At 54.9% G+C, this 22,341-nt stretch carries 22 protein-coding genes; 10 read left to right on the plus strand and 12 right to left on the minus strand.

Annotated features, from left to right (window positions below):
* Positions 1 to 4: 4 nt before the first annotated feature.
* Positions 5 to 823 carry a pyrroline-5-carboxylate reductase gene (gene proC, locus B9K09_RS01875; RefSeq protein WP_087515255.1) on the minus strand — a complete coding sequence of 273 codons (819 nt, stop codon included), beginning with the start codon at positions 821 to 823 and terminating at the stop codon, positions 5 to 7.
* On the minus strand, positions 820 to 1,527 hold the full coding sequence (locus B9K09_RS01880) for a YggS family pyridoxal phosphate-dependent enzyme (RefSeq protein ID WP_087515256.1): 708 nt from the start codon (positions 1,525 to 1,527) through the stop codon (positions 820 to 822). The genes proC and B9K09_RS01880 overlap by 4 nt, the downstream gene beginning before the upstream one ends.
* A gap of 193 nt (positions 1,528 to 1,720) precedes the next feature.
* Between B9K09_RS01880 and pilT the strand changes: the two genes are divergently transcribed.
* The 4 genes from pilT to B9K09_RS01900 all read left to right on the plus strand — a co-directional run bounded on the left by pilT (position 1,721) and on the right by B9K09_RS01900 (position 5,795).
* Positions 1,721 to 2,755, plus strand: a complete 1,035-nt coding sequence (gene pilT / locus B9K09_RS01885; protein ID WP_087515257.1) for a type IV pilus twitching motility protein PilT — start codon at positions 1,721 to 1,723, stop codon at positions 2,753 to 2,755.
* Positions 2,756 to 2,882: 127 nt separating this feature from the next.
* Positions 2,883 to 4,031: a PilT/PilU family type 4a pilus ATPase gene (locus tag B9K09_RS01890; protein WP_087515258.1), complete on the plus strand. Its 1,149-nt coding sequence runs from the start codon at positions 2,883 to 2,885 to the stop codon at positions 4,029 to 4,031.
* A 125-nt stretch (positions 4,032 to 4,156) separates the two neighbouring features.
* Positions 4,157 to 4,555 carry a TM2 domain-containing protein gene (locus tag B9K09_RS01895; RefSeq protein WP_087515259.1) on the plus strand — a complete coding sequence of 133 codons (399 nt, stop codon included), beginning with the start codon at positions 4,157 to 4,159 and terminating at the stop codon, positions 4,553 to 4,555.
* Between the two features lie 184 nt (positions 4,556 to 4,739).
* On the plus strand, positions 4,740 to 5,795 hold the full coding sequence (locus tag B9K09_RS01900) for a phosphorylcholine phosphatase (RefSeq protein WP_087515260.1): 1,056 nt from the start codon (positions 4,740 to 4,742) through the stop codon (positions 5,793 to 5,795).
* 56 nt (positions 5,796 to 5,851) lie between these two features.
* Here B9K09_RS01900 and B9K09_RS01905 read toward each other — a convergent pair whose 3' ends face one another.
* Together B9K09_RS01905 and nadE are read right to left on the minus strand one after the other, a co-directional pair.
* Positions 5,852 to 7,510: a Na/Pi cotransporter family protein gene (locus B9K09_RS01905; RefSeq protein WP_087515261.1), complete on the minus strand. Its 1,659-nt coding sequence runs from the start codon at positions 7,508 to 7,510 to the stop codon at positions 5,852 to 5,854.
* A gap of 280 nt (positions 7,511 to 7,790) precedes the next feature.
* Positions 7,791 to 8,621 (minus strand): ammonia-dependent NAD(+) synthetase, encoded by an 831-nt coding sequence (nadE, locus tag B9K09_RS01910; RefSeq protein WP_087515262.1) that lies wholly within the window; start codon positions 8,619 to 8,621, stop codon positions 7,791 to 7,793.
* 88 nt (positions 8,622 to 8,709) lie between these two features.
* Here nadE and B9K09_RS01915 point away from each other — a divergent pair, with 88 nt between their 5' ends.
* Complete coding sequence (locus B9K09_RS01915; protein ID WP_087515263.1) at positions 8,710 to 8,889, plus strand: hypothetical protein; 180 nt, start codon at positions 8,710 to 8,712, stop codon at positions 8,887 to 8,889.
* Between the two features lie 51 nt (positions 8,890 to 8,940).
* Here B9K09_RS01915 and egtB read toward each other — a convergent pair whose 3' ends face one another.
* From egtB to gshB, 8 genes are all read right to left on the minus strand, one after another.
* Entirely contained in the window at positions 8,941 to 11,091 is a 2,151-nt protein-coding gene (gene egtB / locus B9K09_RS01920) for an ergothioneine biosynthesis protein EgtB (protein WP_087515264.1), read from the minus strand.
* Between the two features lie 226 nt (positions 11,092 to 11,317).
* Positions 11,318 to 12,589 (minus strand): dihydroorotase, encoded by a 1,272-nt coding sequence (locus tag B9K09_RS01925; protein WP_087515265.1) that lies wholly within the window; start codon positions 12,587 to 12,589, stop codon positions 11,318 to 11,320.
* Positions 12,589 to 13,599 carry an aspartate carbamoyltransferase catalytic subunit gene (locus B9K09_RS01930; RefSeq protein WP_087515266.1) on the minus strand — a complete coding sequence of 337 codons (1,011 nt, stop codon included), beginning with the start codon at positions 13,597 to 13,599 and terminating at the stop codon, positions 12,589 to 12,591. The genes B9K09_RS01925 and B9K09_RS01930 overlap by 1 nt, the downstream gene beginning before the upstream one ends.
* Positions 13,600 to 13,612: 13 nt before the next feature.
* The gene (gene pyrR, locus B9K09_RS01935; RefSeq protein ID WP_087515267.1) at positions 13,613 to 14,119 is read right to left on the minus strand and encodes a bifunctional pyr operon transcriptional regulator/uracil phosphoribosyltransferase PyrR; all 507 of its coding nucleotides are present in this window, start codon (positions 14,117 to 14,119) and stop codon (positions 13,613 to 13,615) included.
* A gap of 28 nt (positions 14,120 to 14,147) precedes the next feature.
* Positions 14,148 to 14,585 (minus strand): Holliday junction resolvase RuvX, encoded by a 438-nt coding sequence (ruvX, locus tag B9K09_RS01940; protein WP_087515268.1) that lies wholly within the window; start codon positions 14,583 to 14,585, stop codon positions 14,148 to 14,150.
* A 12-nt stretch (positions 14,586 to 14,597) separates the two neighbouring features.
* On the minus strand, positions 14,598 to 15,167 hold the full coding sequence (locus B9K09_RS01945; RefSeq protein WP_087515269.1) for a YqgE/AlgH family protein: 570 nt from the start codon (positions 15,165 to 15,167) through the stop codon (positions 14,598 to 14,600).
* A gap of 107 nt (positions 15,168 to 15,274) precedes the next feature.
* On the minus strand, positions 15,275 to 16,171 hold the full coding sequence (locus B9K09_RS01950; protein ID WP_087518944.1) for an energy transducer TonB: 897 nt from the start codon (positions 16,169 to 16,171) through the stop codon (positions 15,275 to 15,277).
* 352 nt (positions 16,172 to 16,523) lie between these two features.
* Positions 16,524 to 17,477, minus strand: coding sequence for a glutathione synthase (gene gshB / locus B9K09_RS01955; RefSeq protein WP_087515270.1), 954 nt, complete (start codon positions 17,475 to 17,477; stop codon positions 16,524 to 16,526).
* Positions 17,478 to 17,869: 392 nt separating this feature from the next.
* Here gshB and pilG point away from each other — a divergent pair, with 392 nt between their 5' ends.
* The 5 genes from pilG to B9K09_RS01980 all read left to right on the plus strand — a co-directional run bounded on the left by pilG (position 17,870) and on the right by B9K09_RS01980 (position 22,335).
* Positions 17,870 to 18,277: a twitching motility response regulator PilG gene (pilG, locus tag B9K09_RS01960; RefSeq protein WP_087515271.1), complete on the plus strand. Its 408-nt coding sequence runs from the start codon at positions 17,870 to 17,872 to the stop codon at positions 18,275 to 18,277.
* Positions 18,278 to 18,324: 47 nt separating this feature from the next.
* Positions 18,325 to 18,690: a twitching motility response regulator PilH gene (pilH, locus tag B9K09_RS01965; RefSeq protein ID WP_010485677.1), complete on the plus strand. Its 366-nt coding sequence runs from the start codon at positions 18,325 to 18,327 to the stop codon at positions 18,688 to 18,690.
* Positions 18,691 to 18,734: 44 nt separating this feature from the next.
* The gene (locus tag B9K09_RS01970; protein WP_087515272.1) at positions 18,735 to 19,271 is read left to right on the plus strand and encodes a chemotaxis protein CheW; all 537 of its coding nucleotides are present in this window, start codon (positions 18,735 to 18,737) and stop codon (positions 19,269 to 19,271) included.
* An 85-nt stretch (positions 19,272 to 19,356) separates the two neighbouring features.
* A complete protein-coding gene (locus tag B9K09_RS01975; RefSeq protein ID WP_087515273.1) occupies positions 19,357 to 21,402 on the plus strand; it encodes a methyl-accepting chemotaxis protein in 2,046 nt (681 codons plus the stop codon).
* Between the two features lie 51 nt (positions 21,403 to 21,453).
* A complete protein-coding gene (locus B9K09_RS01980; protein ID WP_087515274.1) occupies positions 21,454 to 22,335 on the plus strand; it encodes a protein-glutamate O-methyltransferase in 882 nt (293 codons plus the stop codon).
* Positions 22,336 to 22,341 lie beyond the last annotated feature (6 nt).

Here is a 22,341-nt window from a genome sequence, read left to right on the forward strand (position 1 = left end):
CTCCTTATTTGCCTAGCTGTTCGGCCAGCTCAGCCGAGCGGCGAGCAGCGGCGTTTAATGCGTCATCAACCAGAACCTCAAAACGGCCAGCCTGGAAGGTTTTGATTGCAGCTTCAGTGGTGCCCGCTGGCGACGTCACCCGGCGTCGCAGTTCACCCGCGTCTACATCGCTGGCGACGGCCATGTGCGCGGCACCCAAGGCTGTTTGCAGAGTCAGTTTGGCCGCAGTTTCGCGTGGCAGGCCGAGTTTTTCGCCTGCAGCGGTCATGGCCTCGATCAATAGAAAGAAATACGCGGGACCGCTGCCTGATACTGCGGTGACAGCATCGATTTGTTGCTCTTGGTCAAGCCAAACGGTCATGCCGACTGCATTGAGCAGTTGCTCCGCCTGATCTTTTTGCTCGGGGCTAACCTGGGCGTTGGCGTACAAACCACTGACGCCTTGGCGTAGCAGGGCTGGCGTATTGGGCATGCAGCGCACTATGGGTCGCTCGCCCAGCCAGTTTTCGAGGCTGGTGCAGTTGATACCGGCAGCAATGGATATCACCAACTGACCCGGTTTGAGGTGCTGGGCGAGATCGACGCAGACCTCTTTCATCACTTGCGGTTTGATCGACAGAACGATCACATCAGCACCTTCAATCGCCTCGGCGTTACTGGCGAATGTACTGATGCCGTGTTCTGCAGAGATTTTCGCGCGTTGTTCTTCGCCGCGGTCACTGGCACGAATGGCGCTGGCGTCCACGCCTTGCGCGCGCATGCCGCCGATGAGGCTGGCAGCCATGTTGCCCGCGCCGATAAAGGCGATGCGAGGAGAAGTCATAGCGAAGGTTCCTGTGTTGATTCAGAGGAATAGTTGCGGGCACCAAACAGTGCCGTACCAATTCGAACCCAAGTCGCGCCTTGGGCAATAGCCGCTTCAAGGTCGTGACTCATGCCCATGGATAATGTATCGAGGTTGAGGTTCAAGCCTTGCTGCAACTCGCGCAGTGAGGCAAACGCCGCATTTTGTTCAGCCGGGTCATCGCTGGGCTCTGGAATTGCCATCAAGCCCCTTAACCGTAAGTTTGGTAATTGATTCACTGCCGCCGCCAGTGCTGGCAATTGTTCAGGCGTGCAACCTGCTTTGCTCGCTTCTTGGCTGACATTGACCTGTATGCAGATATTCAATGCTGGCAGATGTGCAGGGCGCTGAGTAGATAAGCGTTCAGCAACCTTGAGGCGATCAACAGCGTGCACCCAAGCAAAGTTTTCAGCGATGGCGCGGGTCTTATTTGACTGAATGGGGCCGATGAAATGCCAAATCAATGGCAAATCAGATAAATCGTGCTGTTTATCCAGCGCTTCTTGTAGATAATTTTCACCAAAATCATGCAGCCCCGCTGCATAAGCCTGGCGAATTGCTGAGGCGGGTTTGGTTTTGCTTACAGCAAGCAAACCAATTGTCTCGGGTTGACGTGCACAGGCATGCGCCGCCTCACGGATCCGAGTTCCGACCTTTGCTATATTCTCTGATATCGTGGACATTGCTTACGCTCTGTGGCCCGTTCGCTCTGCGTGTGGGGCATTCTAACGTCAATGGCCGCTGGTTGAGAAAAACTAACGCGACGTGGCGCGTCATTCTGCCTGCAAAGTCGCGTGCTAGTTGAGCCGTTTGATTTGATTTAAACACTGCATAACCGGATGCGGTGGTTATTTAAGCAGCCTCTTGGGGAGTTACATGGATATCACAGAACTGCTGGCGTTCAGTGCCAAGCAAGGTGCTTCAGACTTGCACCTTTCTTCGGGGCTGCCACCGATGATTCGTGTTGATGGTGACGTGCGTCGCATCAACCTGCCAGCGCTGGACCATAAACAGGTGCATGCGCTGATCTACGACATCATGAACGACAAGCAGCGTAAGGATTTTGAAGAGTTTCTTGAAACTGACTTCTCGTTTGAAGTGCCGGGTGTCGCGCGTTTCCGGGTTAACGCCTTTAACCAGAATCGCGGTGCTGGCGCTGTATTCCGGACAATTCCTTCCAAGGTGCTGACCATGGAGGACCTCGGCATGGGCGAGGTTTTTCGCAAGATTACCGACGTGCCGCGCGGCCTGGTTCTGGTGACCGGCCCAACAGGTTCGGGTAAGTCGACAACCCTGGCGGCGATGCTTGATTACCTCAACGCCACTAAATATCACCATATTCTGACCATTGAAGACCCAATCGAATTCGTACATGAGTCGAAGAAGTGTCTGGTCAACCAGCGTGAAGTTCACCGCGACACATTGGGCTTCTCTGAAGCACTGCGCTCGGCGTTGCGGGAAGACCCGGACATCATTCTGGTGGGTGAGATGCGTGACCTTGAAACCATCCGCCTGGCACTGACCGCCGCAGAAACCGGCCACTTGGTATTCGGCACCTTGCACACCACCTCGGCGGCAAAAACCATCGACCGGGTTGTTGACGTATTCCCGGCTGAAGAAAAATCCATGGTTCGCTCGATGTTGTCAGAATCATTGCAGGCGGTTATTTCCCAGACCCTGTTGAAGAAAATCGGCGGTGGTCGGGTGGCTGCGCACGAAATCATGATCGGCACACCGGCGATTCGTAACCTGATCCGTGAAGACAAAGTGGCGCAGATGTACTCATCGATCCAGACCGGCGGTTCGCTGGGCATGCAAACCCTTGATGCCTGCCTGAAAGGGTTGGTGGCAAAAGGCTTGGTCAGCCGCGAAAGCGCGCGTGAGAAATCCAAGAACCCTGAGAACTTCTAAAAAAGCGCGACTGGCTATACTCCACACCTCTGGCGCCGTTTGTGCCCCGGAGCATAGGCGCCAATGGCACACGCGCATTGGCGTCACTTACAGCGTTAACGCGTGATTGCGACGGTGAGAGAGAACAATGGACTTTGAAAAACTGCTGCGCCTGATGGTCGAGAAAGGTGGTTCTGACCTTTTCATTACAGCGGGCGTGCCACCGTCGATGAAGGTCAACGGCAAGATCATGCCGATCACCAAAACCGCCATGTCGCCTGAGCAAACGCGTGAAACCGTGCATTCGGTGATGAACGAGCAGCAGCGTCGCGACTTCACTGAGAATCACGAATGTAACTTCGCGATCAGCGCGCGTGGCGTTGGCCGTTTCCGGGTCAGTGCGTTTTATCAGCGCAACCTGGCAGGCATGGTATTGCGCCGGATCGAAACCAATATCCCAACGCTTGATGACTTGCAGCTACCGGAAATTCTAAAAAAACTGGCACTGACCAAGCGCGGTTTGGTGCTGTTCGTTGGGGCGACAGGTACAGGTAAATCGACCTCTCTGGCGGCGATGATCGGCTATCGCAACAAGAACAGCAGCGGTCACATCATTTCCATTGAAGACCCGATCGAATATATCCACCAACACCAGAACTGCATCGTCACTCAGCGTGAAGTGGGTATCGACACCGAGTCATTTGAAGTCGCGCTGAAAAACACCCTGCGCCAGGCGCCCGATGTGATCCTGATTGGTGAGGTGCGAACCCGTGAAACCATGGATCACGCCGTCGCCTTCGCTGAAACCGGTCACCTGTGCCTTGCCACCTTGCACGCCAACAACGCCAACCAGGCGTTGGACCGGATCATCAACTTCTTCCCGGCTGACCGACAGAATCAGGTGTGGATGGATTTGTCGCTCAACCTCAAGGCAATCGTCGCCCAGCAGCTGATCCCAACCCCGGACGGCAAAGGCCGTCGCGCGGTAATTGAAGTCTTGATTAACACGCCGCTGGCTGCTGACTTGATTCGCAAAGGCGATGTGCACGAGCTCAAGGCGTTGATGAAACGCTCAACCGAGCAGGGTATGCAGACCTTTGACCAGGCGCTGTACAACCTCTACAGCCAAGGCGAAATCACTTACGAAGATGCCTTGCTCTATGCTGACTCGGCGAACGACTTGCGTCTGATGATCAAACTCGGCTCAGAAACCGACGGTGATCACCTGACCAGCATGTCTCAAGGCTTGTCATTGGAAGTCAGCAACGACGATAACCCGGGCCGCAGCTTCCGTTAGCCAAAGCGCTGTTAACAAACATTGGCGCAGCACGGCGATATTCCATGTGCTGCTCGATTGTTTGCGTAACCGGCAATCTCGGGTAAATTGTTGTCTCGGACTAGGGATGCAAGCAGGAGGCGCATATGCAGCAACAAGACACTCACAGTAAGACAATCGGCTATCTGTTGTGGATTTTCGGGTTTCTCGGTGCTCATCGTTTTTACTACGGTAAACCAGTGACTGGAACCATCTGGTTTTTCACCTTGGGCCTGTTCTTTATCGGTTGGATTATCGACCTGTTCCTGATCCCCTCCATGGATAAAGAAGCCGATTTGCGCTTCACCGCGGGCGAAACCGATTACAATGTTGCCTGGATTCTGTTGACCTTCCTCGGTATTTTCGGCGTACACCGTATGTACCAAGGCAAGTGGATCACCGGGATCATCTACCTGTTCACTGGCGGCTTGCTCTTTGTCGGCGTGCTGTATGATTTTTGGACACTCAATACCCAAGTGTCACTGAAGAACGCCTCACGGGCGTAGTGATCGCTTTGCACGAAAACCCGCACATTTGCGGGTTTTTTTGTGTGATAGCCAAAAGTCCCTGAATGCGTGCAGCTAAAGGGGGCGTGTGACGCCGCCAGAGTCCATCGGGTCGTTAACGCGCAAAATCCGCAGTAATTTTTTGTTACGGTGTCTCTCTCCAACTAAAAAAGAGAGAACCGTTATGAAGCTCGCGCCAAAATTGCTGGTCGCCGCACTCTGTTTGGGTCTGGCAGGTCAGGCTTTCTCCACCGAGCTCACGCACTGGCCGGCACCGGCAGCCAAGCAACTCAATGCAATGATCGAGGCGAATGCCAATAAAGGTAACTTCGCTGTCTTTGACATGGATAACACCAGCTACCGTAACGATCTTGAAGAATCGCTGCTGCCGTTCATGGAGAACAAAGGGCTGATCACCCGTGAAAAGCTCGATCCCTCCCTCAAATTGATGCCATTTAAAGACACCGCTGACCATAAGGAAAGCCTGTTCAGTTACTACTATCGCCTCTGCGAAGTGGACGACATGGTGTGCTATCCATGGGTTGCGCAGGTATTCTCCGGTTTCACCCTCCAGGAACTCAAAGGCTATGTTGATGAGTTGATGGCCTCGGGCAAGCCCGTGCCAAGTACCTATTATGACGGCGATGAGGTCAAGACCATCGAGGTCCAGCCGCCTAAGGTTTTCGCCGGTCAGACCGAGCTGTACAACAAGCTGATGGAAAACGGTATCGAGGTGTACGTGGTGAGTGCCGCGTCAGAGGAGTTGGTGCGCATGGTCGCCTCCGACCCGAAGTACGGCTACAACGTCAAACCGCAAAACGTCATCGGCGTAACGATGCTGCTTAAGAATCGGCAGACCAATGAACTGACCACCGCTCGTAAGCAGGTGAGTGCGGGTCAATACGATGAGAAGGCCAACCTCGGCCTTGAATTGACTCCGTATCTGTGGACACCTGCAACCTGGATGGCAGGCAAGCAGGGCGCCATCCTGACTTACATCGACCAGTGGAAAAAACCGGTTCTGGTGGCAGGTGACACCCCAGACAGCGACGGCTATATGCTATTCCACGGCGTCGACGTCAAGAAAGGCGGGATTCATCTGTGGGTCAACCGCAAAGACAAGTACATGACTCAACTCAACGGCATGATAAGAACCAACGCCGAGGCGCAAGCCAAGGAAGGTTTGCCCGTGACGGCTGACAAGAACTGGGTCATCGTCAAGCCAGATGAGATCCAGTAAGCGGCTCTGTGGGCCAGACCGATGTTCTCAAGGTCTGGCCCAGCATCCTTGAGCATTCAAGTTGAATGCTTGACCTCGGATAAATCATCCACTGCCAGCGCGCCAGTATCCGAGGTTTCCAGCACTGCGTAGGCACTGCTGCAAAACAGTGAATTCAGGCGCTTCATGTCGGCGATCAGCTCTAGGTGCAACGAACTGGTTTCGATGCTTTGCACAATTTTACGCTGCAGTCGGCTGACGTGAGCGTGGGCCAAGCGGCGTTCCTGGGCGCGGAAGCGGCGCTTCTCTTTAAGTAGTTGGCGGGCGCTTTCCTTGTCGGAACTGAGAAACACCGACAAGCCCAAACGCAGGTTGGCGATTAGCTGGCTGTGCAAGCCAGCCAGTTCTTCCAGGCCGGTTTCGGAAAATGATTGGCGTTGCGAAGTCTTTTGCTGCTGAACCTTGCGCAGCATGCGTTCGATCAGGTCGCTGGCAAGTTTGAGATTGATCGCCAACTCGATGGTTTCCGCCCAGCGACGGCTGTCTTGAGGGCTCAAGTCTTCGCGTGGCATTTGCGCCAGATACAGCTTGATGGCGCTGTAGAGCGTTTCAACATCATCGGTCAGGCGGCGGGTTTCCAGAGTCACCGCGCTCTGTTGGCTATGCAGCACATCGCGCATGCTTTCGAGCAAGTTGTCGATCAAGTCACCGAGGCGCAAGGTTTCCCGCGCTGCATTGGCCAGCGCCAGGCTCGGTGTGGCCAGCGCGGTTGGGTCCAGGTGCCGCGCCTTGGCTGCGCCATTGATTTCTGGCTTTTCGGGTATCAACCACGTGCAGAGTTTGGCCATTGGCCCAATGGTGGGCAGCAGGATCAGGCAGCGTGTGGTGTTGTATAGCAGGTGGAAGCCAATCACTATTTCCTGACGGCTAAAGTCGAGGCTGTCGATCCACTCCACCAACGGGTCGAGCACGGGGATAATCAACAGCAGGCCGATCAGTTTGTATAACAGGCTGCCAAGCGCCACTTGGCGGCCCGCCGCGTTTTGCATGCTGGTGCTGAGAAAAGCCAGCACGCCGCTGCCAATATTAGCGCCAATCACCAGGCCGATAGCCACCGGCAGGCTGATCAAGCCTGCGCCTGCCAGCATTGCAGTGAGCAATACGGCGGCAAGGCTTGAGTAGGAAATCATCGCGAATAAGGCTCCAACCAACGCATCAAGCAGGATGTCGCCGGTCAGTGAGGCGAAAATCACTTTTACGCCTTGCGCCTGGGTGATCGGTGTGGCGGCTTCGACAATCAGTTGCAAGGCCAGAATGATCAGCCCCAGACCAATACCGACCCGGCCCAACTGCCCTAGCCGAGTTTGCTTACGTGACAGGAAAAAGATCACACCGACGAAGATCAGCAGTGGCGATAGCCATGACAGGTCGAACGTCAGCACCCGTGCCATCACTGCAGTACCGACATCGGCACCGAGCATGGTCGCCAGCGCTGGTGTCAGCGTCATCAGGCCTTGGCCAACAAACGAGGTGACCAGCATGGCGGTGGCGTTACTGCTCTGGACGACCGCTGTCACGCCAATCCCTGCGACAAACGCCAGCCAGCGCTTGGACATGCTCTGGCTAATAACGTGGCGCAAGTTTGAGCCGTATACCCGCAGTATGCCGGTTCGGACAATATGTGTGCCCCAAATCAACAGGGCCACGGCAGATAACAAATTAAGCAGAGTGAGCATTCAGGCCCCCCTGTGTTGTTGACGCCCCAGAGGGGCAAGCATGCTGACGGTGTCGCATGCGTTCTTATACTTAAGCTGTAGTTGGCTCAAGACCTTAACGCCAGCATTGCACAGCTAAACAGTGGATGAAATAAAAATGTCATAAAGCATTTGCCACCAACGGCAAAAGTGCCAGCAGCGATAGCGCGGTCTGATTCAGTCTTTGGCCACGGCTGCGGGTTCAATAACAAAAAGCCCGGAATGTCCGGGCTTTGAGCTAATCAGGTCTAAACCACTAAGGTCAGCTTGGAATGATCGGTAGCTCACGCTTGTGCGCAGTTTTCAGGTAGGCGGCCTCGATGATTTCGGCTGCAGCATCCGAGACTTGATTGCCGAGAAGGTAGTTGTCGATATCGCTGTAGGTGCAGCCATAGGCAACTTCGTCGAGTTTACCGGGGGCAAGCTCTTCCAAGTCCGCCGTTGGCGCCTTATGCACCAAGGATTCCGGCGCACCGAGTTGCTTGGCGAGCAGGCGAACCTGGCTTTTGGTCAGGCCGGACAGGGGCGCCAAGTCGCAAGCGCCGTCACCAAATTTGGTAAAGAAGCCCATGACTGCTTCTGCTGCATGGTCGGTGCCAACCACTAAACCGCCGACAAAGTTGGCGATAGCGTATTGCGCGACCATGCGGGTGCGGGCTTTGACGTTGCCTTTGGCAAAGTCGGTCAGGCTCGGGCTTGGCTCTATGCCTTCAAGCTTGATGTTATTCATCAGGCCGTCGACAGCGTCGGCGATGTTGACCGCGGTCGACATGTCGGGCTGGATAAAACTCAACGCGGCTTGGGCGTCATGTTCGTCGGCCTGGGTCTTATATGGCAGGCGTACAGCGACGAATTTAACGGCGTGGCCTTCGTCGCGCATTTGGCTGACGGCCAGTTGGCACAGGCGGCCTGCAGTTGAAGAGTCGACCCCGCCGCTGATCCCCAGCACCAGCGCTTTAGCACCGGATGTGAGCAAAACGCTTTTGATGAACTTGATGCGTCGAGCGATTTCGGCTTTGGCGCTGGTGTCATCACTGATGCCTCTGTCGATGGCCAAGGCTGCCTGAATCTCTGTTCGCAAAATTGGGTTCATTACACATTCACCTTTTGAGGTTATTTCAGTGATGCCGAAAGCACCTGCGGTTTAGCGTCAGGAAGCTCAGGTCAGTACAGGATTTTTAATGCAATTATCGGGCAACTTTACCACCGCCCGCATCTTATTTTGTGGAATGGCTTTGTCGGATAGCTTCCAGCAAATAGCATTTCTGGCCGGGTTTTATCCTGGTGCATATTTGTTAAATGTTTGGCGGCTTAAGTCGTTCTCAGTGACGGTTGATGTTGAACGTGAAGACGTGGATTAACAATAAACGCCCGATGTGTTGCATCGGGCGTTTTGCGTTGCAGGTCAGTGGTTACCCGGACTTTTGGCTGAGCCTGAACAAGCCAACCTGTGGCGCTTCGCTGATCCAATGCTGAGCAACAGTCCAGCCCGCTTCAGCAGCCATTGCCGTAAACGACTCGACGCTGAATTTGTGCGAGTTCTCGGTGTGCAGGCTCTCGCCCTCAGCGAAGGTAAAGCGCTGGCCGGCAATAGTCACCGTTTGGGCAACCAGACTCAGCAGGTGCATTTCCATGCGCTGCTTGACCGGGTTCCACAGCGCTTGATGGGCGAAGTTGGTGAGATCAAAGTCAGCACCTAGCTCGCGGTTGATCCGCGCTAACAGGTTTTTATTGAAGCTGGCGGTAACTCCCGCTGCATCATCGTATGCCGTTTCAAGGATGTCGACGGGTTTAACCATGTCGACGCCGACGATAAATTGCGCGTCATTGCCCAAGATTGTTTTAGCCGATTTCAGAAACGCCACCGCTTGCCGCTGGTTGAAGTTACCGATAGTCGAGCCGGGGAAGAAGCCAATCCGCGGGCGCTGGCTAATTGCAGTGGGCAGGGCCAAGGTGCGGGTGAAATCGCCGACTTGTGGTATTACGCTTAGGGCTGGGTAGCGTTCGGTTAAGCGCTGCGCCGCCTGTTGCAGAGCATCTGGGCTGATGTCGATGGGCACGTAAGCGCCAAGGTGTGGCGCAGCGTCGAGCAACAGGCAGGTTTTATCGCTGGCACCGCTGCCAAACTCGATCAAGGCGCTGCCGGGGGCGAAGGTTGCGGCTATTTCACCGGCAACCGTGCTCAGTAAGCGAGTCTCGGCGCGGGTTGGATAGTATTCGGCGGTTTTGCAGATGTCCTCGAACAGTGCAGAGCCTGCCGCATCGTAGAAGTACTTCGGCGGTATGCTTTTGTGATCGGCTGCCAAGCCATTGAGCACGTCACGTCGGAATGAGCTGTGATCGTCGGTTATGGTTTTGTGACTGTCGCGAGCCAACCGCAGACCGCTCAGCACCCAGCGTTTTTCAGGGTGGAAAAAATTACGATAGCTCAGGCGTGTGTGACCCGGACTGGTGAAATTGGCACCGCCACGCAATATCATCTGATTGATCATGAATTTGCCGTTGTACTCGCCAACCGCGCCAGGTGCAGGACGAAAGCCTGGATAAGGGCTGTACGGGCTTTGCGTCCATTGCCAGGCAACATCATTGACCTGTTGCAGATAACCCGACTGGGCTGCTGCTTCCCATTCCGCCTCGGTCGGCAAGCGTGCTCCAGCCCAGCAGGCAAAGGCCGCCGCCTCGTAATAACTGATATGGGTGACTGGCGCATCGAGATCCACGGCTTGTAAACCGCTCAAACTCATCAGGCTCCAGCCTTGTTGGCTAGGCTGCCAGTAAAAAGGTGACTGCCAGTCCTGACTGTGCACGATGTCCCAGCCTTCAGCCAGCCACAACTCCGGGCGTGAATAACCGCCGTCATCCATGAACTCAAGCCATTGCGCATTGGTTACCAAGCGGTCGCTGATTTCGAATGGCTGCAAGTAAGTGGTGTGCCGTGGGCCTTCGTTGTCGAAAGCAAAGCCTTCGCCTTGGTGGCCAATTTCAACCAGGCCACCGGAATGAGCCTTGAACTGGCCCTTGCGTCCGCCGGAAGCTTTAGGCCAGCGGCGGTCGTAAGCCGGTTTCAGTGATGACGTGCTGAACAGATGAAGAACATCCATCAGCAACAGCTCTTGATGTTGTTCCTCGTGGGCGAGTCCCAGCTCTATCAATTTATAGTGGGTTGGGCTTGGCGGGGTTTGCAGCAGCTCAGCCATGTGTTGGTCGACATGCTTGCGGTAGGCGAGCACCTGATGCGCTCCGGGGCGCGTCATCAGGCCACGCTGTGGCCGAGGGTGACGCGGGCCAACGGCTTCGTAATAGGAGTTAAACAGGTAGCTGAAGTTGGGGTCGAACGCGCTGTAGTTGACGAGCTGTGGCGCGAGCAGAAAAGTTTCAAAAAACCAGCTGGTATGTGCGATGTGCCACTTTGCCGGACTGGCATCGGGCATTGATTGCACCACCATGTCTTCTGCGCTGAGCGGGGTGATCAAGGATTCTGTGCGGCCTCTGACGTCGAGGTAGCGGTCAAGCAATTCATTATGGGCGGGTGTGGGTTTTAAGGCTCTTAATGTGCTGCTCATCAACTCTTGTCTCCGCTGTTTAGGCTGGTCATTGTTGAGGCTGGCTGGTGGCTGGTGTTACAGGCTATGGGTGTGGAAACTCAGGGGGTTAACAATTTAGCTTTGAGTAAATCAGAGTCAGTTATTTGGATAAGGTTTCAGCTTAGACGGCTATCAGCTGTGCGCCTGTTTACTCAGCCAATAAAAACAAAACCCGCCAAACGGCGGGTTTTGTGTAGGTTGAGGCTTATGCTTGATAGCAGATATGCCCGTCTACCAAGGTGTAGCGCACCGCACTTGGCAGGCAGTGACCGATAAACGGGCTGTTACTGCCTTTCGAGAACCAGGTTTCACCCGCCAGGGTTGAGGCTTGTGGATCAAACAGCAAGATGTCAGCGGCTTGACCTGCAGCCAGCGTGCCTGCTGGCAGGCGCATCGCGTTGGCAGGACCAATGGTCAAACGCTGGAGCAAGGTTGGCAGGTCGAGCAAGCCGTCCTGAACCAGGGTCATCGCCAGCGGTAGCAGCAGTTGAACACTGCTGATGCCCGGTTCTGTCGCACCAAACGGAGCCCGCTTGGCGTCGGCTTCGTGCGGCTGATGATGGCTGGAAATCGCCTGAATCGTACCGTTTTTGACTGCCTGACGCAGACCTTCGCGATCTTTTTGCGTGCGCAGCGGTGGTTGCACGTGATAAAGGCTTGAGAAGCCTCGCAACGACTCGTCGGTGAGAATCAATTGGTAGAGCGCCACGTCAGCGGTGACCTTGAGGCCGCGAGCTTGCGCTTCGGCAATCAACTCCGCGCCGCGTGCGCTGGTCAGCTGGCTGAAGTGGGCGCGCACGCCAGTCTGTTCAACCAGCAACAGATTGCGGGCGAGGGCGACGGTTTCAGCGCTCTCAGGAATACCCGGTAGCCCGAGGAAGCTAGCTGTAGCACCTTCGTGAGCCAGGCCGCCTTCGGCCAAGTCGTGATCTTGTGAGTGAAATATCACCGTCAGATCGAATGTGGCTGCGTATTCCATCGCACGGCGCAGGGTACGGCTGTTGCGAAAGCAATCGAGACCATTGCTGAACGCCACGCAGCCCGCATCACGCAATGCAACCAGTTCAGCTAGCTGCTCGCCTTCCAAACCCTTGCTCAGCGCGCCGATGGGGAAGACTTTGGTGTGTCCGGCTTCGCGGGCGCGGTCGAGTACCATCTCGGCGACCGCGGGTGTGTCGAGTATCGGTTTGGTAAACGGTGGGCAGCACAGGCTGGTCACGCCGCCAGCCGCTGCGGCTAAGGTTTCAGTGGCAATGCTGCCTTTACGGCTGTAGCCAGGCTCGCGCAGGGCAACGTTGAGGTCGACCAAACCTGGCGCGGCGACCAACCCCTTGGCATCGAGGGTGTTTTCAGCAACGAAGTCAGTGGGTGCCTGACCGATGGCGACAAGCAAGCCGCCCTCGATAAACAGGTCTGTTTCGCGGTCAAGGCCGCTGCTCGGGTCGATTACGCGGGCGCCGAGGATACGGGTACGCATCAGTTCTGCTCCTCGGATTCTTGGTTAAGTTGGCGTTGAGTGTTTTGCCCGCTCATGGCCATCGACAACACTGCCATGCGAATGGCAATGCCGTAGGTCACCTGATTGAGGATCACTGATTGCGGGCCATCGGCCACCGCTGACTCGATTTCCACGCCGCGGTTGATCGGCCCAGGGTGCATAACCAGCGCATCGGGTTTGGCCAGTTTCAGGCGTTGTTCGGTAAGCCCGAAGAGGCGGTAAAACTCACCTTCGCTCGGCAGTAATCCACCCTGCATGCGTTCACGCTGCAGGCGCAGCATGATCACCACATCTACATCTTTAAGCCCGGCGTCCATGTCGCTGTAAGTGGTTACGCCAAATTGCTCGATACCAACCGGTAGCAAGGTTTTTGGGGCGATTACGCGGATGTCCGGGCAGCCCAGGGTCTGCAGGGCGATCATGTTTGAGCGCGCGACACGTGAGTGCAGGATGTCACCGACGATGGCGACCGAAAGATTTTCGAAGCTGCCTTTATGTCGACGAATAGTCAGCATGTCGAGCATGCCTTGCGTCGGGTGCGAATGGCGGCCGTCGCCACCGTTAATGATCGCCACGTCCGGGCACACGTGCTCGGCGATAAAGTGCGCCGCGCCGGAGTCGCCGTGGCGCACCACGAACATATCCGCAGCCATGGCTTCGAGGTTGCGCAAGGTGTCGAATAACGACTCGCCCTTGCTGGTCGAAGAAGTCGAGACGTTCAGGGTAATAACATCCGCCGAGAGGCGCTGAGCGGCCAGCTCGAATGTGGTGCGGGTGCGTGTCGAGTTCTCGAAGAACACGTTGCACACAGTCTTGCCGCGCAACAGCGGGACTTTCTTCACCGCTCTGGCGCCGACTTCGAGGAATGAGTCGGCGGTGTCGAGAATCTCGGTCAGCAGCTCGCGCGGCAAATCATCGAGCGAAAGGAAATGGCGCAACTGACCTTGGTCATTGAGTTGCAGAGGTCGCTTGGCTTCTGTCGGCGTCATCGCGGTAGGGGTCTCAGTTTGTGAGCGTTTGCAGCTCAAGAGTGAGCGGGGTCGGGCCAGATAATTTTACCCGCTGCGTGGCAGGCAATGACAAGGTTGCGCCGACGACATCTGGGCGAATCGGTAAGTCGCGAGCATCAAGGTCGAGCAGACTAACCAAGCTGATGCTGGCTGGACGGCCATAATCGAACAGCTCGTTCATGGCTGCACGGATAGTCCGCCCGCTCATCAGCACATCGTCGATCAACACAATGTGCTGACCTTCGATCTCAAACGGTAGTTCAGAAGGCTTTACTTGTGGATGTAAACCGTTCTGGGTGAAGTCGTCGCGGTAAAACGAAACATCAAGAATGCCCAGCGGCTCTTTATTGCCCAAGGTTTCAAGCAGAGCCTGTGCAACCCATACGCCGCCGGTACGGATACCAATGAAGCGCGGCGTGCTGATCTGCCGCTTGTTCAGGTGGCAGATTAGCGCGCTGGCTATTTCAGGTAGCAATTCAGCGGGATTGGGTAGGTTCATCACAAACTCCTTGGGCACTGAGCTGGGCTCAGCCTGAAATATTTTCTTCCAGCCATCCTTCGAGCAGTAAAGCGGCGGCCAGTGCATCCACTGGACGTTCGCGATAACCGCTATTTTGGCCTTGCTGTAAGCGCTCGCCTTTGGCCGCGTAGGTCGTCAGGCGTTCGTCATGGGTGTGAACGGGTAGATTAAAGCGGCCGTTGAGGCGACGCGCGAACTTCTCTGCACGCTCGCTCATCTCGCTCGGGCTGCCGTCCATGTTCAGCGGCAAGCCGACGACAATTGCATCGGGCTGCCATTCGCGTATCAGGGTTTCAACCTTCTGCCAGTCAGGCACGCCGTTCTGAGCTTTAAGTACACACAATTCGCGCGCCTGGCCGGTAATCACCTGGCCAACAGCGACGCCAATCTGTTTGGTGCCGTAATCGAAGCCGAGCAATAAACGCAGCGGGGTAGGGTTACTCAACAGTTGCCTCCATCAAGCATGTCCAGCTTGTGAAGTCAGCAAGCTCAAGTTGATACCCAGCTGCGATGCGGCGGCATTGAGGCGTTGGTCGTAGGGCAGGTCGAACAGAATATCGTGGGTCGCAGGGCAGGTGAGCCAGGCGTTCTCGGCGATCTCAGTTTCTAACTGGCCTGCATCCCAGCCTGCATAACCGAGGGTGATCAGGTATTTATCCGGCCCGGTGCCAGCGGCAATCGCAAATAGCACATCTTGCGAGGTGGTCAGGCCCAGCTCGCCAAGCTCAAGTGTGGCCTGGTAATGGTCACCAGCAGGATGCAGGACAAAGCCGCGATCAGTCTGCACCGGGCCGCCGGTAAAGATCGGCAAGCTTTCGCAGATTACTGGCGGCTCACTTTCTTCGCTGAGCTGTTCCAGTACGTCGGCAAGGTTCAGGCCGCTTGGGCGGTTGATCACCAAGCCCATTGCGCCTTGATCGTTGTGCTCGACGATATAGGTCACGGTTTGCGCAAAATGCTCATCGTCCATGTGTGGCATGGCGATCAGCAACTGGTGTTTGAGGTAAGTCGGGCTGGCATCTTTCATGGACGCTAGCTTAAAGCCTGCGACCTGAGCCGGGAAGCCAAAACACGGTTTTCCTCACCGCTGTTGCTATAAAACATCACGTCATGAGGTAAAAAGGTGGGTCAGACTCAGTTGCTCGACAAGCGATCGCCACGCTCAAATCGCCAAGTGCGGATGATCTCCAGGCGGTCGGCATCAGCCAGATCGCCGCTGAACGGTGCATACGGCGCGGCGAGGCGGACGATTCGCAGTGCAGCTTTGTCGAGCAGTGGCTGGCCGGATGATTCCAGCACCATGACTTCGTGCAGCGTGCCGTCGCGGTTGATCGATACCAGCATGCGCAAACTGCCGTAGATCTGCTTGCGGCGAGCGTCGTCCGGGTAGTTGAGATTGCCGATGCGCTCAACCTTTTTGCGCCAGGCATCTTTGTACCAAGCGCCTTTGTCCTGCATGGTTGAAGCCGCGTTGAGGCGGACAATCTTTGGCCGTTTGGCGTATTGCTGAACTTCTTGTGCCAATTCGGCTTCAAGGCTGGCGATTTCACTGCTCAGTTGTTCGCGGTCAAACGTTGGTGCCTTACGGGTTGGCTCGACCTGCTTGACCTTTTCTTGCTTGACCTGAACTTTCTGCGGTTGTGGTTTAGTGGTGGCAACTACTTTCTTCGGTGCCTGCTTGGGCACTGGCGGTGGTTGCGGCGCAGCAGGCGGAGTCACTTTTTTTACTTGGGTGTCCTGGAACGGTGCCTGTTCTGTGGTCTTCGGCGCCGCTTTGTGCTCTAGCGTGCCGCTTCCTTGCTGATTGTTCTGTGCAAGAAAGTCTGCCTCTTTAGGCTTTTCTTCACTCTTGAACGTCGACAGGGTGATTTCCAAGGTCTTGCTGACGGTCACGGGATCAGCCAGAGTGAAACTCAAGCCAAGAATCAACGCGATATGCAGCACGGCCGCAAGAAACAGCGTGAAGCCCAGTCGGTCTGCTGGTTTTACGCCTGCAGAAGGTGTGTTTGGTGTCTTGGCTGTTGGTTTCATCAATATCTGGTTCAGCTCGGAATGCCGCGCAGTCTGCCGACTGGAGGCCATGGCCTGCAAGTTACAAGTTCAAAGCTGCTACCTGCTTCAAACTTGTGGGCTCCTTAAGGAACCTATGAAAAACTACTGCGCTAGATATTACTGCGTTAAAAAACTGCTCAAAATGCTCATTTACAGCACGTAGAGTCGAGCGCGACCCCGGCCGTTTTTTCACATTTTTTGCCTTGTACTATCGTCGCTCGCTACCTTTTTCAAAGGCTCCTTAACAGCGCTGGAATCAGCTTCTTGGCTGTGTATTGCGGCAAACCCTGAATCTGTACCTTGATCCAGGGTTTGGGCTCAAATGCCGGAATTATCTGGCGCTGAGCTTTTCAGCAATTACATCCATCAGTCGTTCAGCGATCCTGGTGTCATAGGCGGCATCAATCTCGCGGATGCAGGTTGGGCTGGTGACGTTGATTTCGGTCAAGTGATCGCCGATCACGTCCAAACCAACGAACAGCAAGCCTTTTTCACGCAAGGTTGGGCCAATGCCTTGGGCAATCTCCAGGTCTCGCGCGCTCAATGGCCGCGCTTCACCGCGACCGCCTGCCGCAAGGTTGCCACGGGTTTCGCCTGCCGCAGGGATACGTGCCAGGCAATAGGGTACAGGTTCGCCGTCGATCATCAGAATCCGCTTGTCGCCATCAACAATGGCGGGCAGATAACCTTGCGCCATGATTTGCTGGGTGCCATGTGCGGTCAGGGTCTCAAGGATTACCGAGAGATTTGGGTCGCCCTGACGATGGCGGAAAATCATCGAGCCGCCCATGCCGTCCAAGGGTTTCAGAATAATGTCGCCTTGTTCTTTGGCGAAGTCGCGCAAAATATCGGCACGTCGGCTGACGATGGTTTCCGGCGTGTATTGCGGGAATTGAGTGGCAAACAGCTTTTCATTGCAGTCGCGCAGGCTCTGCGGGCGATTGACCACCAGCGTGCCAGCGTTCTCAGCTTGTTCAAGCAGATAGGTCGCGTAAACAAACTCATTGTCGAACGGCGGATCCTTGCGCATCAGGATCACATCCAGCTCTGACAACAGCATGTCTTGCTCGGCGCCTAGCTCAAACCAATGCTCAGGATCATGGAACACCTTTAGCGGGCAAGTCCGAGCACGTGCTTGGCCTTTGCTCTGGTGCAGATCTTTGACTTCCATATAAAACAGCGACCAGCCGCGAGCCTGGGCTGCGAGGAGCATGGCCAGAGAGCTATCCTTCTTGAAGGATATCTGCGCGATAGGATCCATGACTATGCCAACACGAACGGTCATGTGTTTATCTCCGTAAAGTCACAATGTGAGCTGTAAATAAGGTGTGGGAGACTATCACGAGCCTTTAATCGGCGCTGATTGTGTAGTCGTTCAAGGAAAAAACCTTAGCCGTCGGTAGCTTATAGCTTGCATCTGGAGAGTGTGCTAAAAAGGCCAGATGATCAGGGTAACAATCTATCGGCGTCATATGTATGGCAGCTGATGATCTGGAGCTTGTTCAAAGGCTGAGTCCGCAATGCTCACACGCAATAAAGCGGTTGGCGTCGCAGCAGATAATGTTGCGGTTTGCCTCTGATTTATTGGGTTTTGACGCGACATCAATTGATGGGCGGTCGAGCTGAACTGGCTCCAGCAGAAAAATAACGACTCACCGAGGCGATGGTAGGGCAAACATGGAACAGCATTCCGAGGGTTTGAGAGTAATGGTCATTGACGATTCGAAAACGATTCGTCGAACCGCAGAAACCCTGCTCAAGAAAGTGGGTTGCGATGTAATTACTGCAGTAGATGGTTTTGATGCTTTGGCAAAAATTGCCGATACCCATCCAAACATTATTTTTGTAGATATCATGATGCCGCGTCTTGATGGTTATCAGACGTGCGCCCTGATCAAGAATAATAGCGCCTTTAAATCCACGCCGGTGATCATGCTGTCCTCCAAGGATGGGCTGTTCGATAAAGCCAAGGGCCGTATCGTGGGTTCTGATCAGTACTTGACCAAACCCTTCAGTAAAGAAGAGTTGCTCGGTGCGATCAAAGCTCATGTGCCTGATTTTATGCCGGTGGAACAAGCATCCTGACATCTATCTGTACGCACATAGATGTCCTTTAAGTAGTGGGAAACACCATGGCTCGAATTCTGATTGTTGATGACTCTCCGACCGAGATGTACAAGCTGACCGCAATGCTTGAAAAGCATGGTCATGAAGTCTTGAAGGCGGAAAATGGCGCTGATGGCGTCGCACTGGCTCGTCAGGAAAAACCTGATGCGGTATTGATGGATATTGTCATGCCGGGGCTGAACGGCTTCCAAGCGACGCGTCAGTTGACCAAAGATGCGGACACGAATCACATTCCAGTGATCATCGTGACCACAAAAGATCAAGAAACCGACAAGGTATGGGGTAAGCGCCAAGGCGCTAAAGACTACCTAACCAAGCCGATTGATGAAGACACACTGCTTAAAACTCTGAATGCTGTGCTGGCCGGTTAATTCCGACTTAGTTAGCAAACCCTTACCAGAAGGCTGCAGTGGGCATGTCTGACGTACGAACACCTTTTCAAAAACTTCTTGAAATCGATCAACGTTGTCGTGCGCTCGCGGCTGGTTTGCCTATGCAGCAAGCCGCCCAGCAGACATGGAGTGGTATCGGCTTTCGGATGGGAGAGCGTTTGTTCGTCGCACCGATGGGTGAGGTCGGTGAAGTGCTGCACGAACCACGGTATACCTTGTTGCCAGGCGTTAAGAGCTGGGTCAAGGGCGTGGCAAACGTGCGGGGTCGTTTGCTTCCAGTCATGGATTTATGCGGCTTTCTAGGTAATGAGTTGTCGCCACTGCGTAAGCAGCGACGGGTACTGGTCGTGGATCACCAAGAGATTTTTGCAGGCCTTACGGTCGACGAAGTCTTTGGGATGCAGCACTTTTCAGTTGATACTTTTTCTGAACAGTTGCCACCACTTGAAGCATCGGTAGAACCGTTTATCCATGGCGTCTTTCAACGTGAGCAAGCTTGGTTAGTGTTTAGCCCTTTTGCGCTGGCACAGAACCCAGACTTTCTAGCGGTAGCATTTTAATAAGATTTTCGGTTGGGTCGGCTTTGTCGGCCTTTTGGCGTTATATGGGAACCGTAGTGCGGTCGGTCCAGGCGGGGGCCAGATAATGAAAAAACTAAATGCAGGCAAATTATTCGCGGGTACGCGCAGCAGTACGCTGATCCTGGGGCTGTTTATCGTCCTGATTCTGTCAGTGGTGTTGTTGTTCGTTAACTTCGCTTATATCAACACCCAGTCCAACTACGATACTGAATACATCGGTCACTCCGGTGAGCTACGTGTTCTGTCCCAGCGTATTGCTAAAAACGCCACGGAAGCTGCAACAGGTACGCCTGAAGCCTTTGGTTTGTTGCGTGATGCACGCAACGACTTTCAAAAGCGCTGGGCAATCCTGACCGATGGCAACGCTGAAAGCGGATTGCCGCCAGCTCCTGAGCAAGTGCAGCCACAAATGGCGGCTGTGCAGAAAGATTGGGACAGCTTGCGTAAAAACACTGACTCCATTCTGGCCAGTGAGCAAACCGTTCTGTCGTTGCACCAAGTAGCGGCAACGTTGGCTGAAACCATTCCACAACTGCAGGTTGAGTACGAAGAAGTCGTCGATATCCTGTTGGAAAGTGGTGCGCCAGCGGCTCAGGTTTCGGTCGCTCAGCGTCAGTCGCTGTTGGCTGAACGTATCCTCGGCTCGGTGAACAAGGTTCTCGCCGGTGATACTGACTCGGTACAGGCTGCGGATACCTTCGGCCGTGACGCCAGCCTTTTCGGTCGCGTATTGAGCGCGATGCTGGAAGGCAATGTCGCCATGGAAATCACCCGGGTAGAAGATATTGAGGCGCTGGATCGTCTCGGTGAGATTTCTGAGCTGTTCGAATTCGTATCGGGTTCGGTAGACGAAATTCTCGAAACTTCGCCAGAGCTGTTCCAGGTTCGTGAGTCGGCGAACTCGATCTTTACTGTGTCGCAAACCCTACTCGATAGAGCTTCCGACCTGTCGGCTGGTTTTGACAGCCTCGTTGACGGCCGTCAGATCAATACCCTGATCGGTTATGTGCTGGGCTTGCTGGTACTGGCTTCGATCATCCTGATCGGTATCGTGATGGTCCGCTCGACTAACCGCCGACTGACTGAAACGGCCGAAAAGAATGACCGTAACCAAACTGCGATTTTGCGACTGCTCGATGAAATTGCCGACCTCGCAGACGGTGACTTGACGGTAGCGGCAACTGTAACCGAGGACTTCACCGGCGCAATTGCTGACTCCATCAATTACTCCATCGACCAACTGCGTGACCTGGTTGCGACCATTAACTTGACCGCTGTGCAGGTGGCAGGTGCTGCTCAGGAAACACAGGCGACGGCGATGCATCTGGCCGAGGCGTCTGAGCACCAAGCGCAAGAAATTGCCGGTGCATCTGCGGCGATCAACGAAATGGCTGTGTCGATTGACCAGGTATCGGCGAACGCCTCTGAATCGTCCGCGGTAGCGGAACGTTCGGTAGCCATCGCCAACAAGGGTAACGAGGTGGTGCACAACACCATCACCGGCATGGATAACATCCGTGAGCAGATCCAGGACACATCGAAGCGGATTAAGCGCCTCGGTGAATCGTCCCAGGAGATCGGTGACATCGTTAGCTTGATTAACGACATTGCTGACCAAACCAACATTCTCGCCCTTAACGCTGCAATTCAGGCCTCCATGGCCGGTGATGCAGGTCGAGGCTTCGCCGTAGTTGCGGACGAAGTACAGCGCCTCGCAGAACGTTCCTCTGCTGCAACCAAGCAGATTGAGGCACTGGTTAAGACGATTCAGACTGACACCAACGAAGCTGTAATTTCGATGGAACAGACCACCTCTGAAGTGGTGCGCGGTGCTCGCCTGGCGCAGGATGCCGGGGTTGCACTGGAAGAGATTGAGAAAGTATCGAAGACCCTTGCGGCCTTGATTCAGAACATCTCCAACGCAGCACGCCAACAGGCATCGTCTGCCGGTCACATCTCCAACACCATGAACGTGATTCAGGAGATCACCTCGCAAACGTCGTCCGGTACAACCGCAACCGCCAAGAGCATTGGTAACTTGGCGAAGATGGCCAGTGAGATGCGTAAGTCGGTATCCGGCTTTACCTTACCGGAAGGGGAGCAGGCTTAATCGATGGCTGCGCAGCGGCTTGCAAAGGTCGCTGCCCGGAGTCCTAGGACTATGACCGAACGTCACGACAACCCGCTTGGTGCGTGGGCCTTGCAGCCAGTCATGGAGATGTCTAACGACGAATTCCATCGCTGGCAGACCTTGCTCGAAGATCGCACTGGCGTCGTGATTCAGGAGCAGCGCAAAGCGTTTTTGCAGACCAACCTGAGTTCGCGCATGCGTGAACTGGGCGTCAGTGACTACGCTGACTACTATCGCCAGGTCACAGATGGGCCGCGTGGCGCGGTTGAGTGGTCGTTGCTGTTGGATCGGTTAACGGTTCAGGAGACCCGGTTTTTTCGTCACCGCGCCTCATTTGATGTGCTTGAGCGTTACCTGCAATCAAGGTTGCAGCAACCGTTGGCTAAGCCGTGGGAGTTCTGGAGTGTTGGCTGCTCCAGTGGTGAAGAGCCGTATTCATTGGCCATCACTGCCGCCCAGGTGCTTGAAAATGCCGGATTGCCTGCACATTTTGCGGTCACCGGTACCGACATCAGCCTCAACGCGTTAAGTAAGGCACGTGAAGGGCGGTTTGCAGCGCGAAAGCTTGAGCAATTAGAGACACATATAGCTCAGCGTTATTTTTCTGCTGAGCCCGATGGCAGCCTCAAAGTATCACCGGAACTGGCGTCGCAAGTGTGTTGCGCCAAGCTCAATGTGCTGGAGTTGGCGAAGGCGCCAATGGCCGGCATGGACGTTATTTTTTGTCAGAACTTGTTGATCTATTTTCGTCGCTGGCGTCGCCGAGAGATCCTCAATTGCTTAGCAGAACGCCTTGCACCGGGTGGTCTGCTGGTTATTGGGGTCGGTGAAGTAGCGGGTTGGCAGCATCCGGATTTGATACCGGTCGCCGACGAGCGAGTTCTGGCGTTTACCCGTAAGGGCAAGTTATGAGCGGAG

Origin of the sequence: Pseudomonas sp. M30-35, assembly GCF_002163625.1 — a bacterium.
Taxonomy (GTDB): domain Bacteria; phylum Pseudomonadota; class Gammaproteobacteria; order Pseudomonadales; family Pseudomonadaceae; genus Aquipseudomonas.

Excerpts from the sequence above, each read along its gene's own strand:
- proC (WP_087515255.1), bottom strand. The coding sequence starts at position 823 with ATGACTTCTCCTCGCATCGCCTTTATCGGCGCGGGCAACATGGCTGCC.
- B9K09_RS01880 (WP_087515256.1), bottom strand. The coding sequence starts at position 1,527 with ATGTCCACGATATCAGAGAATATAGCAAAGGTCGGAACTCGGATCCGT.
- pilT (WP_087515257.1), top strand. The coding sequence starts at position 1,721 with ATGGATATCACAGAACTGCTGGCGTTCAGTGCCAAGCAAGGTGCTTCA.
- B9K09_RS01890 (WP_087515258.1), top strand. The coding sequence starts at position 2,883 with ATGGACTTTGAAAAACTGCTGCGCCTGATGGTCGAGAAAGGTGGTTCT.
- B9K09_RS01895 (WP_087515259.1), top strand. The coding sequence starts at position 4,157 with ATGCAGCAACAAGACACTCACAGTAAGACAATCGGCTATCTGTTGTGG.
- B9K09_RS01900 (WP_087515260.1), top strand. The coding sequence starts at position 4,740 with ATGAAGCTCGCGCCAAAATTGCTGGTCGCCGCACTCTGTTTGGGTCTG.
- B9K09_RS01905 (WP_087515261.1), bottom strand. The coding sequence starts at position 7,510 with ATGCTCACTCTGCTTAATTTGTTATCTGCCGTGGCCCTGTTGATTTGG.
- nadE (WP_087515262.1), bottom strand. The coding sequence starts at position 8,621 with ATGAACCCAATTTTGCGAACAGAGATTCAGGCAGCCTTGGCCATCGAC.
- B9K09_RS01915 (WP_087515263.1), top strand. The coding sequence starts at position 8,710 with ATGCAATTATCGGGCAACTTTACCACCGCCCGCATCTTATTTTGTGGA.
- egtB (WP_087515264.1), bottom strand. The coding sequence starts at position 11,091 with ATGAGCAGCACATTAAGAGCCTTAAAACCCACACCCGCCCATAATGAA.
- B9K09_RS01925 (WP_087515265.1), bottom strand. The coding sequence starts at position 12,589 with ATGCGTACCCGTATCCTCGGCGCCCGCGTAATCGACCCGAGCAGCGGC.
- B9K09_RS01930 (WP_087515266.1), bottom strand. The coding sequence starts at position 13,599 with ATGACGCCGACAGAAGCCAAGCGACCTCTGCAACTCAATGACCAAGGT.
- pyrR (WP_087515267.1), bottom strand. The coding sequence starts at position 14,119 with ATGAACCTACCCAATCCCGCTGAATTGCTACCTGAAATAGCCAGCGCG.
- B9K09_RS01945 (WP_087515269.1), bottom strand. The coding sequence starts at position 15,167 with ATGAAAGATGCCAGCCCGACTTACCTCAAACACCAGTTGCTGATCGCC.
- B9K09_RS01950 (WP_087518944.1), bottom strand. The coding sequence starts at position 16,171 with ATGAAACCAACAGCCAAGACACCAAACACACCTTCTGCAGGCGTAAAA.
- gshB (WP_087515270.1), bottom strand. The coding sequence starts at position 17,477 with ATGACCGTTCGTGTTGGCATAGTCATGGATCCTATCGCGCAGATATCC.
- pilG (WP_087515271.1), top strand. The coding sequence starts at position 17,870 with ATGGAACAGCATTCCGAGGGTTTGAGAGTAATGGTCATTGACGATTCG.
- pilH (WP_010485677.1), top strand. The coding sequence starts at position 18,325 with ATGGCTCGAATTCTGATTGTTGATGACTCTCCGACCGAGATGTACAAG.
- B9K09_RS01970 (WP_087515272.1), top strand. The coding sequence starts at position 18,735 with ATGTCTGACGTACGAACACCTTTTCAAAAACTTCTTGAAATCGATCAA.
- B9K09_RS01975 (WP_087515273.1), top strand. The coding sequence starts at position 19,357 with ATGAAAAAACTAAATGCAGGCAAATTATTCGCGGGTACGCGCAGCAGT.
- B9K09_RS01980 (WP_087515274.1), top strand. The coding sequence starts at position 21,454 with ATGACCGAACGTCACGACAACCCGCTTGGTGCGTGGGCCTTGCAGCCA.